Source organism: Pseudomonas sp. TE9122, assembly GCF_056278925.1.
This window is the reverse complement of the sequence record NZ_JBWBQI010000001.1, coordinates 2,657,483-2,675,470: the sequence shown is the minus strand read 5'-3', so window position 1 is coordinate 2,675,470 and position 17,988 is coordinate 2,657,483. Positions and strand designations below refer to the sequence as shown.

General features: G+C 60.8%; 11 protein-coding genes and 2 pseudogenes. 6 read left to right on the top strand and 7 right to left on the bottom strand.

Going from position 1 to position 17,988, the window contains the following annotated elements:
- Positions 1–22: 22 nt before the first annotated feature.
- The 3 genes and pseudogenes from ACZ9BE_RS12060 to ACZ9BE_RS12050 form a co-directional block, all read right to left on the bottom strand.
- Positions 23–1,694 (bottom strand): annotated as a pseudogene (locus ACZ9BE_RS12060) (ATP-binding protein).
- Positions 1,691–3,194 (bottom strand): annotated as a pseudogene (locus ACZ9BE_RS12055) (ATPase domain-containing protein). The pseudogenes ACZ9BE_RS12060 and ACZ9BE_RS12055 overlap by 4 nt, the downstream one beginning before the upstream one ends.
- Before the next feature lie 132 nt (positions 3,195–3,326).
- On the bottom strand, positions 3,327–4,382 hold the full coding sequence (locus tag ACZ9BE_RS12050) for a tetratricopeptide repeat protein (RefSeq protein ID WP_476249474.1): 1,056 nt from the start codon (positions 4,380–4,382) through the stop codon (positions 3,327–3,329).
- Between the two features lie 171 nt (positions 4,383–4,553).
- Between ACZ9BE_RS12050 and ACZ9BE_RS12045 the strand changes: the two genes are divergently transcribed.
- Genes ACZ9BE_RS12045 through ACZ9BE_RS12035 form a run of 3 tightly spaced genes read left to right on the top strand, consistent with a single transcriptional unit; the run spans position 4,554 to position 7,834 of the window.
- Positions 4,554–6,689: an FUSC family protein gene (locus tag ACZ9BE_RS12045; RefSeq protein ID WP_476249473.1), complete on the top strand. Its 2,136-nt coding sequence runs from the start codon at positions 4,554–4,556 to the stop codon at positions 6,687–6,689.
- Positions 6,679–6,879: a DUF1656 domain-containing protein gene (locus ACZ9BE_RS12040; RefSeq protein WP_016774855.1), complete on the top strand. Its 201-nt coding sequence runs from the start codon at positions 6,679–6,681 to the stop codon at positions 6,877–6,879. The genes ACZ9BE_RS12045 and ACZ9BE_RS12040 overlap by 11 nt, the downstream gene beginning before the upstream one ends.
- A 25-nt stretch (positions 6,880–6,904) precedes the next feature.
- Complete coding sequence (locus ACZ9BE_RS12035; protein WP_370695142.1) at positions 6,905–7,834, top strand: HlyD family secretion protein; 930 nt, start codon at positions 6,905–6,907, stop codon at positions 7,832–7,834.
- 202 nt (positions 7,835–8,036) lie between these two features.
- On the opposite strand, the gene ACZ9BE_RS12030 is transcribed toward ACZ9BE_RS12035, so the two are convergent.
- The 3 genes from ACZ9BE_RS12030 to mexE are packed head-to-tail and all read right to left on the bottom strand — an operon-like array spanning position 8,037 to position 13,915.
- The gene (locus ACZ9BE_RS12030) at positions 8,037–9,458 is read right to left on the bottom strand and encodes an efflux transporter outer membrane subunit (RefSeq protein ID WP_039761555.1); all 1,422 of its coding nucleotides are present in this window, start codon (positions 9,456–9,458) and stop codon (positions 8,037–8,039) included.
- Positions 9,455–12,646, bottom strand: coding sequence for an efflux RND transporter permease subunit (locus ACZ9BE_RS12025; RefSeq protein ID WP_095180099.1), 3,192 nt, complete (start codon positions 12,644–12,646; stop codon positions 9,455–9,457). Before ACZ9BE_RS12025 ends, ACZ9BE_RS12030 begins: the two co-directional genes overlap by 4 nt.
- A gap of 15 nt (positions 12,647–12,661) precedes the next feature.
- Complete coding sequence (gene mexE / locus ACZ9BE_RS12020; RefSeq protein WP_095180098.1) at positions 12,662–13,915, bottom strand: multidrug efflux RND transporter periplasmic adaptor subunit MexE; 1,254 nt, start codon at positions 13,913–13,915, stop codon at positions 12,662–12,664.
- Positions 13,916–14,285: 370 nt separating this feature from the next.
- Between mexE and gcvA the strand changes: the two genes are divergently transcribed.
- The 3 genes from gcvA to ACZ9BE_RS12005 all read left to right on the top strand — a co-directional run bounded on the left by gcvA (position 14,286) and on the right by ACZ9BE_RS12005 (position 16,885).
- Positions 14,286–15,191, top strand: coding sequence for a transcriptional regulator GcvA (gcvA, locus tag ACZ9BE_RS12015; RefSeq protein ID WP_476249472.1), 906 nt, complete (start codon positions 14,286–14,288; stop codon positions 15,189–15,191).
- Between the two features lie 75 nt (positions 15,192–15,266).
- A complete protein-coding gene (locus ACZ9BE_RS12010; RefSeq protein ID WP_041480272.1) occupies positions 15,267–16,094 on the top strand; it encodes a DMT family transporter in 828 nt (275 codons plus the stop codon).
- 29 nt (positions 16,095–16,123) lie between these two features.
- Positions 16,124–16,885 carry an SDR family oxidoreductase gene (locus ACZ9BE_RS12005; RefSeq protein ID WP_256809980.1) on the top strand — a complete coding sequence of 254 codons (762 nt, stop codon included), beginning with the start codon at positions 16,124–16,126 and terminating at the stop codon, positions 16,883–16,885.
- 6 nt (positions 16,886–16,891) lie between these two features.
- Here ACZ9BE_RS12005 and ACZ9BE_RS12000 read toward each other — a convergent pair whose 3' ends face one another.
- Positions 16,892–17,806, bottom strand: coding sequence for a LysR family transcriptional regulator (locus ACZ9BE_RS12000; RefSeq protein ID WP_016774850.1), 915 nt, complete (start codon positions 17,804–17,806; stop codon positions 16,892–16,894).
- Positions 17,807–17,988 lie beyond the last annotated feature (182 nt).

The following is a 17,988-nucleotide window of genomic DNA, read 5'->3' as shown; positions in this document are numbered from 1 at the left end:
GCCGTCGGCAGCTCCTATCGATTCAGCTATTGATCATCTCGCGCACCTTTGCGGTGAGCAGATCAAAGGTGAATGGCTTGGTGATCATCTGCATCCCCGAGTCGAGGAAGCCTCCGCGCACCGCAGCGTGCTCGGCATAGCCGGTGATGAACAACACTTTCAGACCTGGGCGATATTGCCGACCAACCTCCGCCAGTTGACGACCGTTCATCCCCGGCAGACCAACGTCACTGATGAGCAAATCAATACGTTGCGTCGAATTGAGAATCGGCATGGCGCCGTCGGCATCACCGGCCTCGACGAACGCGTAACCCAGCTCACTGAGCACGGCGCTGACCAATACGCGCACCGCAGGGTCGTCTTCAACGATGAGTACGGTTTCGCCATCCATCGCATACGGAGCCTGCTGCGAATCCGAGACGGGAATTTCTACTTCCTCACCCCGGAAACGCGGCAGATAGAGTTTTACCGTGGTGCCTTCATCGATTTCACTGTCGATCGACACATGCCCACGCGACTGCTTGCTGAAACCATAGATCATCGACAGTCCGAGGCCGGTGCCCTGGCCGATCGGCTTGGTGGTGAAAAACGGATCGAACGCACGGCTGACCACGCTCTGGGGCATGCCGCTGCCATTGTCAGTGACGCTGAGCATCACGTAATCGCCTGGCTCCAGATTGCTGTACGCAGCCGTGAATTCGCGATGCAGCACCTGATTGCTGGTTTCCACCACCAGCTTGCCACCCTCGGGCATCGCATCACGGGCATTGATCACCAGGTTGAGCAGGGCGCTTTCCAGTTGATTGGGATCGGCCTCGGCCACCCAGAGATTGTCGTCCAGGCGCATTTCCAGATGAATGCTTTCATTGAGGCTGCGTTGCAGCAGCTCGCCCATCGACAGCACCAGCGTGTTCATTTGCACGGCTTTCGGGTCGAGTGACTGACGGCGCGAGAACGCCAGCAGACGGTGAGTCAGGCCGGCGGCGCGGTTCGCTGACGTCACACCTAGATCGATCAGGCTGTCGAGGTCTTCCGTGCGGCCTCGGGCCAGACGTCGACGCAGCAATTCGAGACTGCCGATGATGCCAGTGAGCATGTTGTTGAAGTCGTGAGCGATGCCGCCAGTGAGTTGGCCGACCGCTTCCATTTTCTGCGATTGGCGCAGGGCTTCTTCGTTGTGGCGAAGTTGTGCGGTGCGTTCTTCGACTTGCTGCTCGAGGGTTTCCAGGGTCGATTGCAGGCGTCGTTCGCTTTCACTCAGGTCGATCAGCCGATCGCGCGCTTCATATTGTCGTCGTCGCCCACGCAGGGCGGCGGAGACCAGGCTGACCAGCGTCGCGGGATGGAAGGGGCGCTCGAGAAACGTCACGTTGCCGAGCAGGGTACTGAGGCGCGACGGAGGGCCTTGTTCATCGCCGCCATGATGAGTCAGCAGGACAATTGGCATGTCCGACCACGCGGGCTGCTGGTCAAGGTAGGCGATTAGCCCTTTCCAGTTCAGGTCCGCGCAGCGCTTCAGCAGCAATCAGCAGCAGTCCGGCACCGACCTCCAGCTCGGTGCATAAAGCGCCGAGATTCGGCGCCACCATGCCGCCGTAGCCGGCTTCGTTGAGGATCATCAACGCGATCTGGCTGTCGCGACCCATGGGCGCCAGCACCAGCACCCGCTCGGCCAACGGCGTGTTGACCGTCACAAGCTTTCATCCTCAAGCAATGGATTGCTCGCTCCCATGTAGGTCGGCACGCCACGCAGCACGCCCTGGAAGGATTCCAGCGGTTGGCCGATGGTCATGCCATGCGAGGAAATCCGGTATTCACGGATGGTCGACTCGTGGTTGCCGGTACGTTTCTTGATAATCGAGATCGCCCGGCGGACTTTGCCGAGGGCTTCGAAGTAGCGCAACAGAATCACCGTGTCGGCCAGGTAAGTGATATCGACCGGCGCCTGCATATCGCCCACCAGACCGTGCTGGGCGACCGTCATGAAAGTCGCCGCGCCTTTGCGGTTCAGGTACAGCAACAGCTCGTGCATGTGCAGCACCAGCGCGTTTTCTTCCGGCATCGCCGCTTGATAGCCGTTGATGCTGTCGATTACCACGGTTTTGATACCCAGCTCATCGACGCAACGCCGCACGCGATGGGACAACTCACCGGGAGACAATTCGGCGGCGTCTACTTGTTCGATCAGCAGATTACCGGTGGCCTGCAAGGCTTTGAGGTCGATACCGAGATGACGCATGCGTTCGAACAGCAGGCCCAGCTCTTCATCGAAAATGAACAGCGCGGCTTTTTCGCCTCGAGCCACCGCTGCGGCGGCGAAGATCATCGAGATCAGCGATTTACCGGTACCGGCCGGGCCGAGAATCAGCGTGCTGGAGCCGGTTTCGATGCCGCCGCCGAGCAGGGCGTCCATTTGCGGGATGCCGCTGGACAGCTGCAGACGTGGGTAGTCGCCGCGATGCTCCGCCGCTACCAAGCGTGGAAAAACATGGGACGCCGTCGCCCATGATGGTGAAGTCGTGGAAACCGCCACGGTATTTCTGCCCGCGATACTTGACCACTCGAACGCGCCGACGCTCAGCGCCGTAGCTCGGTGTCAGCTCTTCAAGACGAATCACGCCGTGGGCGACACTGTGCACGGTCTTGTCGAGGGACTCGGTGGTCAGGTCGTCGAGCAGCAGGACGGTGGCGTCGTAGCGCACGAAGTAATGCTTGATCGCCAGAATCTGCCGACGATAGCGCAACGAGCTCTGCGCCAACAGACGGATCTCCGAGAGACTGTCGAGCACAACGCGAGTCGGTTTGAAACGTTCGACCACTTCGAAAATCTGCCTAGTCGCCTCACCCAGTTCAAGGTCCGAGGAATACAGCAGACTTTGCTGGTGTTCGGCATTGAGCAGGCTTTCCGGCGGTGTCAGCTCGAAGATCTTGATGTTTTCGTTCAGCTCCCAACCGTGGGAGAGCGCACCTTGACGCAGTTCTTTCTCGGTTTCCGAGAGAGTGATGTACAGGCAGCGTTCCCCGGCCAGCGCACCGGCGCGCAGGAAATGCAACGCCACGGTGGTTTTGCCGGTCCCGGGTTCCCCCTCGAGCAAAAACACATGGCCGCGAGACAAGCCACCGGCAAGGATGTCATCCAGACCTACAATGCCGACGGCGGCCTTTGCACTGATCAACTCGTTTGATGTAGTCAAAAAACGCCCTCTTATGACTAGGGTAATCCGGCGGCTGGCTAGAGTGAGCCACCTGAGTAACTTGACCTCACGGCGTGTTCACGGTTCCGCTTTTTCTTGGACGGGCGGCCAATTGAGTCCGCCCTGACTGGATTAAAGACCTTGTTGCAAGGCCGGGTCGTCCGGATTCAGCTGCTCCAGTTGCGCCAACAGGATCTGCACATTCTGCAGTTGGCCGCTTTCCTTCCAGTAGTTGATCAGCAACACCCGCGCCTTGCGGTCGGCGGGATGGCGCTGGACGATTTCCTGCAGCTGTTTTTGCGCCGCTTCCAGTTCTTCCGCGCTGTGCAGAGTGGTGGCGAGGTCGTACCGATAATCCTTGTTGGCCGGCTCCAGTTCTACCGCTTTGGACAGGCCGAGCAGGGCGTATTCGCGCTGGCCGTGGTGCAGCAGCCACAGGCCGAGGGCATGTTGCAGATAGGCGGAATCAGGCTGCGCCTTGAGTTGACGTGCGAGCAACTGGCGAGCGGCATCGCTCTGGCCCTGGCGGTCAAGCACATCGATCTGCATGACCAGCGCCGGCAGGTTGCCGGGTTCCAGACGCAAGGTATTGTCCAACGCCTGTTGGGCCTGTTTGTATTCGGCGTTATGGATATAAAGACGGGCCAGTTGCGCATAGTTGGCAGCGCTTTCCGGCTGGTTTTCCAAGGTCTGTTGCCAGCCGTCGATAGCCTGCTGTAGCGGTGCGAAATATAGGCCGAGCTCGTCCGGGCTCAGGCCGAGCAGGGCATTGATCGCGGCGAACCGCACGGTTTGTTCTGCGTCGTCGAGCAACGGTCCGAGCAGCAGACTGCGTTGCCCGCCGGGCACCAGCCCGACGATGCTTTTGATCGCGGCGACGCGCACTTGCGGCGCTTCGTGATGCAGGTCGATGTCAGCCAGTTTCAAGGCCTGCGGGCTGGGGTAGTTGGGCAGCTCGCCGTGCAGCCAGACCCGGCGTTTGACCGAGATGTCCGGGCGGCCCAATTGCTGGTACAACTGGCGCGCCGCTCCGGGTTCACCAGTGCGCGCGGCGTTCAGCGCTTCGCTGTAGCCATGTTTGATAGCATCGGGGATGGTCGGTGTGCTGCTGCGCCATGACAGCCAGACGACGCCGAGGATCAGTACGAGGCCTAGGCCGATCAGCAGGTTGCGGCGGGACTGAGTCATGCGGGGTTTCCGAAAGCTTCGAACTTGAGCAGAGCGGCAAGCTTCGTTCAGCTTGGCGCGGGAGTCAAACCGTTGCCGGCGAATCGTCCTACAACACGTGTCGACTGTGAAATCCGTCAGGCTTTTGCTGCAATGTCTACGCTTGCAGAAGTCGTTTTAAAGAGTGTGCCCATGCCAGCGCTGTTCGCTTATTTCAAGGCTTTGATCCATCCCGGTCAGGCTGTTCTGCTGTTTGCCCTGCGGACCATCGCCGCCGGGCTGTTGACGCTCTATCTGGCTTTCATTTTCGATCTCGAACAACCGAAGTGGTCGATCATGGCTGTTGTGATTGTCAGTCAGCCATTGGCAGGGATGGCACTGGCGCGCAGTTTCGGCCAGGTGATCGGCACCACCGTGGGTGCCGCGGTGGCGGTGCTGATCATGGCGATTTTTCCTCAGGCGCCGCTGCCGTTCATCACGACATTGGCGTTGTGGCTGGCGCTGTGCACAGCGGGCGGCACCTTGTTGCGCTACACCAGTTCCCAGGCGTTCGTGCTCAGTGGCTACACGGCGGTGGTGGTGGCCTTGCTGGCGATCCCGGACCAGGAAGGCACGTTTTTGCTAGCGGTCACCCGCGTCACCGAAACCCTGCTGGCCGTTGCCTGCGTGTGCGTGGTGAGCCTGCTCACAGCCCGGCCTGAAGCAGTGGCCAAAGGTTATTTCGCCAAAATCGATCAGGTGATCAAACTGGCCGCCAGCCACGCCGCCGAAGTGCTTCGCACGGAAGAAAGCGAAGCCGATTTTCAGCGTCGGCAGATGCAACTGCTCGGCGAGATCAGCGCATTGGAGGGGTTGCGGCGCCATTTGTATTTCGATGCCCCACGTTTGCGCGATGCCGACAATCTGGTGTTGCTGCTCGGCAATCAACTGATGCTGCTGACCTCGCGACTGACCGCGCTACGGCATCAGCGCGAATTGCTCATCGAACGCTGGGAGGGCGATCTGCCGCTGGAGGTGCAGCAACTGCGGGCCGAGGAACTGACGTTGCTTGAGCAACTGGCGCAACAGGGTCGTGCGCTGTCTGGTGCGGACCGGCAACGTTTCGTCACCTTGCAGCAACAGTTCGAAGCGTTGGCGTACAAGGCCGAGCAGCAGACCGAGAACATGAGCGCGACCCTGCGTTCACTGGCCTGGGCGCTGCGTTGGGAGCAGGCGCGCCTGCTGCAGCAGCTGGAGCAGATTCTCGAACTGAGCGACGCCATTCAGGAAGGGCGCCCGGCCAGTTGCCTCTATCGCGGCCAGAGCAGTCCGTTGCATCTGGATTTCACCCTGGCCTCGATGAACGCCATTCGCGCCTTTACCGCGCTGTTGGTCAGCGGATTGATCTGGATCGAAACGGCGTGGGATGGCGCGCGCGGCGGAATGATTCTGGTGGGAATTCTCTGCTCGCTGATGGCGACGTTTCCGCGTCCGCTGATGGCTGCGCAAAGCTATGCGCGAGGTTTGGCTCTGGCGCTGGTGGTGTCGGCGTTCTATCAATTCATGCTGGTGCCCGCGATCAGTGATTTCGAGCTGCTGGCCTTGCTGCTGGCGCCGCTGCTGTATGCCATTGCCGTGGGCATTTCCAGTCCGGCCACCGCCGGTATCGGCATGGGCCTTGGGCTGTCGAGTTTTCTCATGCTCGGGCCGCAAAACTCCGGCACTGGGCAGAATACGGCGATCCAATGGTTCGAATTCGCCGGCGCCTACGTCAGTGCAGCGATGCTGGCCTTGATCGTTTATGCGCTGATCTTCCCGTTCCGCCCGGCCTTGCGCATCCGGCGCCTGTACGGCGAAGCGCGGGAGCAGGTGTACCAACTGAGCAAAATGCCGGCCACCGATGAACAACAATTCGCCTTCGAGAGTCGGATGACCGATCGCCTGACCAGCATGCTCGGCCTGCTGCCAGCGGCAAACGATCGCGCCATGCAACGCTTGTATGAGATCAGCCTGGCTTGCGTAGCCTTGGGCGTGGCCATGCATCAGATGAGGCAGCAGGCGCAGAACAACGCGTTACTCACCGATGCGTTCAGCCAGCGCCTGGTATCGGCGTTACGCAAGACCGGTCGCCTGGTCGCCGGACGCGCGGATGTGCAGCTCCCGGTGCTTCTGGCGACGTTGCACCAACTCGGAGATGAGCTGGACGAGTTGCACGCCGCCAGCCATGAACATTTATGGTCGGTTTTTCGCATGCGTGTGGCGCTGCTGATTGTGGTGTCGTTCCTCGAGCGGCACGGCGAATATTTGCAACCTCAAGGTCTGGAAGGAGAACCGCAACTTGCCCATTGATTTCGAAATTGGCGGGGTTTATCTGCCGCCGATTGCCCAGGCTCTGTTACTGGCGATCCCGATTTTCATGTTGCTGGACTGGTGCTTGCGCCGCCTGGGCGTACTGCGCCTGGTCTGGCATGAAGCGCTGTTCGAAGGCGCGCTGTACGCCTGTGTCTGCGCCACGCTGATTCTGTTGATGGGAGCCTGATGTCTTGAAAGCACTAGTTGCACGAATGATGACCGTGGCAGTGGTGATCCTGGCGATCGTCCTCGGCTGGTTTGCCTGGGAGTATTACACCCGCGCGCCGTGGACACGAGATGCTCGGGTGAGGGCGGATGTGGTAACGCTGTCGGCGGATGTTTCGGGGCGTATCGTCAAACTGGCGGTGCAGGACAACCAGCATGTCGACAAGGGCCAGTTGTTGCTGGAGATCGATCCGGCGCGCTATCAACTGGCGGTCGAGCATGCCCGACGCTCGGTGGAAGTGTCCAAGGCTTCGCTGGGGCAATCGCAAGCGGCAATCGTCGCCAGTGAAGCGTTGCTCAAACAACGTCAGAGCGAGGAGCGCCGGCGCCGGACGCTGAAGCAGGGCTTCGCGATTTCCGGTGAAGAATGGGAGAAGGCCAGTACCGACGTAGCGGTTGCCCAGGCGGATCTGTTGCGCAATCAGGCCAACCTCGGCTTGGCCGAAGCCAATGTGCAACTGGCAATTGCCGCGCTGACCCAGGCTGAACTGGATTTGCAGCGCACCCGCGTCGAATCGCCGGTCAGCGGTTATGTCACCAACCTGCTTACCCGCCAAGGTGATTACGCACAGGCGGGCGGGGCACTGCTGGCGTTGGTCGACAGCGATTCGTTCTACGTCAGCGGCTATTTCGAAGAAACCAAGCTGCCGCGAATCGCGGAGGGTGATCGGGTACGCATTCAATTGATGAGTGGTGAGCGCTTCGGCGGCACAGTGGAAAGCATCGCCTTCGCCATCGCCGACCGCGAAAACGCGCCCGGCAGCCGATTGCTGGCAAACATCAACCCGAGTTACACCTGGGTGAAGCTCGCGCAACGGGTGCCGGTGCGCATTGGGATTGATGGTGACTTTGCCGGCAAGAATCGCCTGCGCGCCGGTACCACCGCCACTGTCACCGTCCTGGAGGATCACCGCTGATCCATTGTGGGAGCGAGCCTGCTCGCGAAGGCAGAGTATCAGCCACCGCTGATATGTCTGACCTGACGCTTTCGCGAGCAGGCTCGCTCCCACAAAAAATCCCAGTGCTGCAAACAGGCATAAAAAAACCCCGCGACCGAATGATACGCGGGGCAAAAAATTTGGTTGGTTGCGGCCAACCAAAGGAGCTCTTTAACAACCTTTACTTGCTGGCGACCGTCTCCGGTTGCCAGCCACCGCCGAGGGCCTTGTAGATCGCGACGATGCCGCGATACAGCTCGACTTCGGCCTGTGCCTGACTGTCTTCGGCGTTCAGGCGCTCACGCTGGGCGTCGAGCAGGACGAGGAAATCGGTGGTGCCTTCGCGGTAGCGGATTTCCGCCAGATCAGCGGCCTTGCGACTCGATTCGCTCTGACGGATCAGCGAGATCAAACGTTGCTGACGCTTGCCGTAATCGCTGAAGGCATTTTCCGATTCTTCCAGCGCCAGCAGCACCTGTTGCTCGTAGTTGGCCAGCGCGCCTTCGGCGTCAGCATCGGCACCGCGCAAACGGGCGCGGACGCTGCCGAGGTCAAATGCAGCCCAGGTGATGCTCGGGCCGAGTGCCCAGGCGTTGGCTGCCGAGGAACCGATCTGCGAGCCACGTCCGGCGGTCCAGCCGAGGAAGCCGCTGAGGCTGACCCGCGGGAACAGGTCGGCCTTGGCCACGCCGATGCGCGCAGTGGCCGAAGCCAATTGCCGTTCGGCGCTGAGAATGTCCGGACGACGTTGCAGCAGTTCACCCGGATCACCGATCGGCAGCGCCTTGGCGATGGCCGGCAGATCTTTCGGGCTCAGGTCGACGGTCAGTTTGTCCGGGCGTTCGCCGAGCAGGGTGGCGATACGGTTTTTCTGCCGAACCTGTTCCGCCTGCAGCTGCGGCACCGTGGCTTCGACGTTGGCCAGACGCGCATCGGCGCGTTCGACATCGAGCTGATCACCGACACCGGCGTCACGCAGGCTGATGGTGATCTTGCGCGACTCCTGCTGGTTGTTGAGGTTGGCCACGGCGATCTTTTCCCGCAGCTGAGCGCCACGCAGTTGACCGTAGGCGTCGACCAGTTCGGCAATCATGGTGACTTGCAACTGGTAAAGATCCGCTTCGGCCGCCTGCTGGTCGGCGTCACTGGCTTCCAGATTGCGCTGGATGCGGCCGAACAGGTCGAGCTCCCAGGCCATGTCCAGACCGAGGTCATAGCGCTCGCTATTGACCCGGTCGGTGGTCTGGCCGGGAATCTGGCCCTTGCCCAAGTCGCTGCTGGCGCGGCTGGTGATGGTCGGCATCGCATCATTGCTGGCGTCGTCGCGGATCGCCCGGGCGGCTTTCCAGCGGGCGAACGCCACGCGCAGTTCACGGTTGCCTTGCAGCGACTGGCTCACCAACTGGTTCAGAGTCGGATCGTCGAATTGCTGCCACCAGATGCCTTCGAATTTCGAACGGTCGAAGTTCTTTTGCCCGGCGGCGCCGTCGGTGGCGGTCGTGATGTTGGCCGCCTCCGTAGCTGGGGTCTTGTAGTCGGGGCCGACGGCGCAGGCGCTGAGGGCCAGCACCAGCAGACTCGGCAGGAAGACTTTCAGACTCATTGTTGCGCCTCCAGTGGCTTTTGAAGAGTGTGCGCCTTGGCTGCTTTGCGCTGCTCGCCGCGTTCGACAAAGTTACGGATCAGTACATAGAACACTGGCGTCAGCAGCAGACCGAAGAAGGTCACCCCGAGCATCCCGGAGAACACCGCGACACCCATGGCGTGACGCATTTCGGCACCGGCGCCGCTGGAGAACACCAGTGGCACCACACCCATGATGAACGCGAAGGAGGTCATCAGGATCGGCCGCAGACGCAGGCGGCAGGCTTCCAGCACCGCAGCGAGCGGATCGAGGCCTTCTTCCTGTTTATCCTTGGCGAACTCGACGATCAGAATCGCGTTTTTACAGGCAAGTCCCACCAGTACGATCAAGCCGATCTGGGTGAAGATGTTGTTGTCACCGCCGGAAATGATCACACCGGTGATGGCCGACAGCAGCGTCATCGGTACGATCAGGATCACCGCCAGTGGCAGGCTCCAGCTTTCGTATTGGGCGGCGAGCACCAGGAACGCCAGCAGTACGCAGAGCGGGAACACGAACAGCGCGGTGTTGCCGGACAGAATCTGCTGGTAGGTCAGGTCGGTCCACTCATAGGTCATGCCGTTCGGAAGTTCTTCCTTGAGTAGTTTCTCGATGGCTTTTTCCGCCTGGCCAGAGCTGTAGCCCGGGGCTGCGGCACCGTTGATTTCAGCGGTGATGAAGCCGTTGTAGTGCATCACGCGATCCGGTCCCGAGGTGTCGCTGACCTTGATGAAGGTCGCCAGCGGGATCATTTCGCCTTTGTTGTTGCGTACTTTCAGCTGACCGATCTGGTCGGACTCAAGACGGAACTGCTGTTCAGCCTGAACGTTGACCTGATAGGTGCGCCCGAAGCGGTTGAAGTCGTTGGCATACAGCGAACCCAAATAGATCTGCAGGGTGTCGAAGATATCGCTGACGGCCACGCCGTGGGTCTTGGCTTTTTCACGGTCGATGGCGGCATCGACCTGCGGCACGTTCACCGTGTAGCTGGTGAACAGACCGGCCAGTTCCGGCACGTTGTGGCTTTTGTTGATGATGTTCATGGTTTCTTTGTACAGCTCGTCGTAGCCCAGGTTGCCCCGGTCTTCGATTTGCAGGCGGAAACCACCAATGGTGCCCAGACCTTGTACCGGCGGTGGCGGGAAGATCGCCATGTACGCTTCCTGAATGTTCGCGTACTGGCCGTTCAAGGCGCCGGCAATCGCGCCGGCGGACATGCTCGGGGCTTTACGCTCGTCGAACGGTTTCAGCGTCACGAAGACGATGCCGGCGTTCGGGCTGTTGGTGAAACCGTTGATCGACAGGCCCGGGAACGCTACGGCGCTTTCCACGCCCGGCTGTTTCAGCGCGAGGTCGGACATACGCTTGATCACGTCTTCGGTGCGATCCAGGCTCGCGGCATCCGGCAATTGCGCGAAGGCCACCAGGTATTGCTTGTCCTGGCCGGGTACGAAACCGGTCGGCGTGCTGGAGAAACCGAAGAAGGTCAGTACCATCAGGCCTGCATATACGAGCAGGGCGATGCCGCTGCTACGGATAACCCGGCGCACGGTGCCGACGTAGCCATGACTGGCACGGTCGAAGAAACGGTTGAACGGACGGAACAGCCAGCCGCCGAAGATCTTGTCGAGCACTTTCGAGAAGCGGTCTTTCGGCGCGTCGTGGCTTTTCAGCAACACAGCGGCCAATGCTGGCGACAGGGTCAGCGAGTTGAACGCCGAGATCACTGTCGAGATAGCGATGGTCAGTGCGAACTGTTTGTAGAACTGCCCGGTGAGGCCGGAAATGAACGCCGCTGGAATGAACACCGCACACAGCACCAGTGCGGTGGCCACGATCGGCCCGGTCACTTCCCGCATGGCGCGCTTGGTCGCTTCGACCGGCGTCAGGCCGAGTTCGATGTTCCGTTCGACGTTTTCCACCACGACGATGGCGTCATCCACCACGATACCGATGGCCAGTACCAGGCCAAACAGCGACAGGGCGTTGAGCGAGAAACCGAACAGGTGCATGACCGCAAACGTACCGATCAACGATACCGGCACCGCCACCAACGGGATGATCGAGGCGCGCCAGGTCTGCAGGAACAGAATCACCACCAGCACCACGAGGATCAGCGCTTCGAACAGGGTGTGCACCACCGCCTCGATCGAGCCACGAACGAAGATCGTCGGGTCATACACGATGCTGTAGTCCATGCCCTGCGGGAAGCCTTTCTTCAGCTCTTCCATCTTGCCGCGCACTTCGTTGGAAATGTCGATGGCGTTGGAACCGGGACGCTGGAAGATCGGAATCGCTACAGCCGGCTGATTGTTCAGCAGCGAGCGCAAGGCGTATTGGCTGGAACCCAGTTCAATGCGTGCGATGTCCTTCAGGCGAGTGATCTCACCGTCGTCGCCTGCGCGAATGACGATGTTCTCGAACTCTTCTTCGGAGACCAGACGGCCTTGGGTGTTGACCGACAGCTGGAAGCTTTGCGCGGTCGGGGCAGGGGGCGCGCCCAGTTGACCGGCGGCGACCTGACGGTTCTGTTCGCGAATCGCGGTCACCACATCGGTGGCGGTCAGATTGCGTGAAGCGGTCTTGTTCGGGTCAAGCCAGACGCGCAGCGAGTAGTCGCCCATACCGAACAACTGCACGTCACCGACACCACCGAGGCGAGCAAGCTCATCCTTGATGTTGAGGATCGCGTAGTTGGACAGGTACAGCATGTCGTAGCGCTTGTCCGGTGAGGTCAAGTGCACAACCATGGTCAGGTCCGGCGATGCCTTGTCGACGGTGATACCGATGCGCGTTACTTCCTCGGGAAGCTTCGGCTCGGTCCGGGTCACCCGGTTCTGCACTTGCACCTGCGCGTTGTCCAGGTCAGTGCCCAGGGCGAAGGTGATGGTCAGGGTGATCTTGCCGTCGGCGGTCGACTGCGAGGACATGTACAGCATGTTCTCGACGCCGGTGATGGCCTGCTCCAGCGGAGCGGCCACGGTTTCACCGATGACTTTGGGGTTGGCGCCCGGGAAGTTGGCGCGCACGACCACGGTCGGCGGCACGACTTCCGGGTATTCGCTGATCGGCAACTGGAACAGCGAGATCGCACCGGCGATCAGGATCAACAGCGACAGCACCGCTGCGAAGATCGGCCGGGAAATGAAGAATTGGGAAAAATTCATCGGAGTTGTCGTCCCTTAACCGCGTGGGGTCGTAGCAGCCAGCTTCGCAGCCGAACCCGATGCACCCTTGGAAGGGGCAACTTTGGGCAGGTTGCTGGCTTCCAGCGCTTGACGTTGTTGAGCGAGGGCGGCGAGGGTCTGCTCGCTGGCCATCGGAATCACCTCAGGGGTGACCGGTGAGCCAGGACGAACCCGTTGCAAGCCCTTGACGATGATGGTGTCGTCCTTGTTCAGACCGTTGCGGACGATGCGCAGGCCTTCAATCTTCGGACCGAGTTCTACGGCGCGGTAGGCGGTCTTGTTGTCGCCATCCATCACCAGCACGAACTTCTTGCCCAGGTCAGTGCCCACGGCTTCGTCATTGATCAGCATGGCGTTGTAGGTGCCGCTGCCGACCAGTTTCAGCCGTGCGTACAAGCCCGGGGTGTAGGTGCCGTCAGCGTTGTCGAAGACTGCGCGACCACGGATGGTGCCGGTTTTCGGATTGACCTGGTTGTCGACGAAGTTCATCTGGCCGAGGTGCGGGTTGCCGTCTTCGTTGGACAGGCCCATGTATACCGGCGTAGTGGCGCCACGCTGGCCGTTGCGGGCCAGTTGGGTGTATTTGAGGAACACGCGTTCGTCGGCGTCGAAATAGGCGTAGACCTTGTCGGTGGAGACGACGCTGGTCAGTGCGGTGGTATCGGCGGTCACCAGGTTGCCGGCAGTGATTTCGGCGCGGCTGACGCGGCCGCTGATCGGTGCGGTCACGCGGGTGAAGCTCAGATTCAGTTTGGCCAGGTCCAATTGTGCCTGCAGAGCACCGACGGCGGCGCGGGCCTCTTGGGCAGCGCTGGTGCGCGAGTCGGCCAGTTCAGCGGAAATGGCGTTGCTGGTACGCAGACGTTCACCGCGAGCGGCTTCGTTTTCGCTGCGAGTGGCGGTGGCGCGGGCTTGAGCAACCAGAGCTTCGAGGCGGCGTACCTCGGCCTGGAACGGACGCGGATCGATCTGGAACAGCAGGTCGCCTTTCTTGACCAGCGCGCCTTCGGTGAACGCGACCTGATCGATCTGGCCCGAAACCCGTGGGCGGATTTCAACGGTTTCCGGCGCTTCGAGGCGCCCGGTAAATTCGTCCCACTCGTTGACCGGTTGTTCCAGCACCTTGGCCACGCTGACTTTGGCAGCGGGCGGGGCGCCGGCAGTCTCCGGAGTTTTGCCGCAGGCGCTCATCACCAGTACGGCCAGCATGGCCAACGGGAAGCGCAAATGTTTGAGTGATTGTTCCATGGATGCAATCCGCCGAAGTATTGAAGATGGGCGGATGATGCTCGGCGCGGGTGTGATGGCACGAATCGAATGAAGCAAAGGTAACTATCATTCGGAATGATATAAGCGCCGAGGCAGCCCTCTAGCATGCACCTTTCGTTAGGGGGCTAACAATCGGCCTGAAGGCAATTCTGTGTTGCTTGATCTGCAATGATTGCGACCGACGCTGCGCGCGGAGGATTATCCGGCGATTAAATACCTCGCTGTTACCAGCACCTCGCCCACTTGCCGGAGCAATACGCCAATGTCGCGGAACGGGCAACCAAGGGAGTTTCGCTCTAACATGAGCGCAACCTCATGCTCTGACATTTATCGTCCCCGGATCATTTTTATGCGCGACCTGCCCCCGACCGCGACCCTGCGTGCTTTTGAAGTGGCCACCCGACATCCGACGTTCACGGCTGCCGCTCAAGAGTTGCACGTGACCCAGAGCGCCGTCAGTCATCAGCTCCGGCACCTTGAAGAACTCTGGGGCTTGCAATTGTTCGAGCGCGGCAAGGCGTTGCGCCTTACAACAGCGGGGGCGACGCTGGCGCCGATCGTGCGCGAGTTTTTCATCAGCCTTGAAGCAACGCTGGAGGATCTGCGCGAGCAAAAGGACAGGGTTCGCCTGACTGTCAGCACCACCTATTCGTTCGCGTTGAAGTGGCTGCTGCCACGCTTGCCGAATCTGTCGCGCCTGCACCCGGAGCTGTTGGTGTCGCTGGATACCACGGACAAGATCATCCACTTCGCCAATGGCGAAGCCGATGTCGCAATCCGCTTGGGCAAGGGCAATTACCCCGGTCTGTATTCAGAGTTCCTCTTCGGCGAACAGGTGTTTCCCGTGGCCAGCCCCGAACTGCTGCAGCGCGTCGGCAGGCCGGGCAGTCCCGCCGAGTTGCTGCAGATGCCGCTACTCATTCGCGACGGCGCCGAGTTGGCGCCGAAATGGGAGGTGTGGTTTCAGTCCGTCGGGCTGGAGTTTTTACCGCTGCGCGAAGGCGTCAGGTTTGGCGACACCAACATGACGGTGGAAGCTGCGTTGCTCGGCCAGGGAGTGGCGTTGGTGCGCAGTGGGCATGTCGAAAATGAAATCGGTGACGGCCGCTTGCTGAGGCTGTTCGATGTGCCGTTCACATCGCCGCTTGCCTATTATTTCGTCTGTCCCAAAGGCATCGAAGCCCAGCCGCACATCCTCAGATTTCGTCAATGGTTGCTCAGTGAAGCGCTGAAGGTGCAGAGCGCACAGCGCTGAAGTATGAGCAATTGCTCACGGTGTAATGAGGAGACTTCACTGTAAGGCCGATGCCAGGGATGCTTAGAATGCTGCATGCCAATCCATCTCGTACTCCTCGTTCTGTTCGCCGCGCTCCTGCACGCCAGCTGGAACGCGCTGCTGCGCGGTGGCGCCGATCGGCTCTGGTCGATGACGATGATGTGCGTGGCCATCGCCATCGTCTGCCTCATCGCCACCTTTTTCATGGCCGCGCCTGCACCTGAGAGCTGGGGGTATGCGCTGCTCTCGGCACTGCTGCATGTCGGCTACAACCTGTTTCTGGTGCGCAGCTATCGGGTCGGCGATCTAGGGCAGATCTATCCGATTTCCCGTGGGTCGTCGCCAGCGCTGATCACCCTCGGCGCCGCGCTGTTTGCCGGCGAAACCATAACCCCCGGCGAACTGCTCGGCATTGGTCTGGTGTCCGGGGGGATCATTTCGTTGGCGTTCCGAGGGCGCAGCCTGTCGGTGCCGAGCCTGCCGTATGCGCTGGGCACCGGTTGTTTCATCGCCGCCTACAGCGTCGTCGATGGCATTGGCGCCAGGCTTTCCGGTGCGCCGCTCGCGTACACGGTGTGGATGAGCGCCCTGTGGGGTGTGTTGATGCCATTGGTGTATATCGGCCTGCGCGACGCCCGCAGTCTGTTTTCCGTACGGCCCGGCATGCTCGCCGCTGTGGGCGGCGGACTGGTTTCCTTACTGGCTTACGCAATCGTTATCTACGCGATGAACGAAGCGCCACTGGGCGCGGTGTCGGCCCTGCGCGAAACCAGCGTGCTGTTCGCGGCATTGCTCGGCTATTTGTTCCTCGGTGAAAAGCTCACCGTCCGCAGGATGCTGGCATGCGTGGTCATCGCCAGCGGCGCCATCATCATCGGCTGACATAGGCCAACTGCTCAGGAGAACGTCGCATGGATAAAGTCTCACAAGCACCGCTGATTCTGATCACCGGCGGCAGTCGCGGAGTCGGCGCCGCCACCGCCCGACTCGCCGCCGCGCAAGGCTACGACGTCGCCATCAGCTACGTCGCCAACGAGTCTGCCGCTCTTGAGGTGGTGGCGGATATCGAAGCGTTGGGGCGCAAAGGCATCGCGGTGCGTGCTGACAGTGCTGACCCCGAGCAGGTTGCTGAACTGTTCTCGGCCGTCGATCGCTCATTTGGACGGATCGACGTTCTGGTCAATAACGCAGGCGTTCTGGCAAAACAGTCACGCATGGAGGGCCTCAGCTTCGAACGCATGCAGCGCATCTTCGCAGTCAATGCGTTGGGGCCGATCTTGTGCGCGCAGCAGGCGGTGAAGCGCATGTCTCTGCGCCACGGCGGAACGGGTGGCGTGGTGATCAATATTTCGTCTGCCTCCGCGCGCCTGGGCAGTCCCAATGAATACGTCGACTATGCAGCGTCGAAAGGCGCGCTGGAAACTTTCACCATCGGCTTTGCCAAGGAAGTCGCGCGCGAGGGAATTCGGGTTAACTGCATTCGCCCGGGGCACATCTATACCGATATGCACGCCAGCGGCGGCGAGCCGGGGCGGGTGGATCGCGTGAAGGAGTCGATCCCGATGGGCCGGGGCGGTCAGCCGGAAGAGGTGGCGCGGGCCATCTTGTGGCTGGCCAGCGCGGAGGCTTCGTTTGTCACCGGGACTTTTCTGGATGTGACGGGTGGCAAGTAGGTCCGGCTACAGGCTATCCGGATCCCCAAAAAACATCTGAATCCGCGACCTCAACCACCGCTCTCCCGGGTCGTTATCCTGCGACCCACGCCAGGCCATGTGCAGTTCAAATGTACGCGTCGGCAGCGGTGGATCTTCAGCCCGCAGACCGCCAGCTGCCGTCAGTGCCTCAGCCGTGTAATCCGGCACGGTCGCGACGATATCGGTGCCCGCAAGCAGCGTGCCCAGTCCGTTGAACTGTGGCACCGCGAGCACCACGTGCCGTTTGCGTCCGAGTTTTTCCAGTTCTTCATCGACAAAACCACTTAGGTCACCAGCAAACGACACCAGTGCGTGCGGTCGGGCGCAGTAGTCGTCCAGGCTCAGCGGCCCCGGCACGGTGTCGGCGCGCAGCAGCTTCGGTGCGCTGCGGCGCAGGACCTTGCGCTTGGCGTTGGCCGGCAGGTCGGTGGTGTAGCTGACGCCGATCGAAATCTCGCCCGAGGCCAGCAGGCCCGGCATCAATATGTAATTGACCCGCCGTACCACGAGGACAATGCCCGGTGCTTCGGCGCGCAGACGCTTGAGCAGCATGGGCAGCAGCGCGAATTCGACGTCGTCGGACAAACCGATGCGAAACACCGAGGTGCTGGTCGCCGGATCAAAATCGGCGGCACGACTGACGGCGGTCGAGATCGAATCAAGGGCAGGCGAGAGCAGGGCGAAGATTTCCACCGCGCGCGCGGAAGGTTCCATGCTGCGACCGGTGCGGACAAACAAGGGATCGTCAAACAGGCTGCGCAGGCGCGACAGCGCCGCACTGATAGCCGGTTGGCCGAGGAACAATTTTTCCGCGGCCCGAGTCACACTGCGTTCGTGCATCAATGTTTCGAACACGATCAGCAGGTTCAGGTCGACACGACGCAGGTCATTACGATTCATCTGGAGTCCTGGCAGAGTCATCAAACTTGACGAGGGCGGCCATATGAGAACAATGGCCGGCATGAATCTTACGGGGAAAGGCTGGTACTCTGCACCGGAAAATTCAGCTTTACTGCGACGGTGGCAGGCCTTTTTTCATGGATTTTGCCAATGCCGCCCTTGATGCGGAATCAATGACAGGC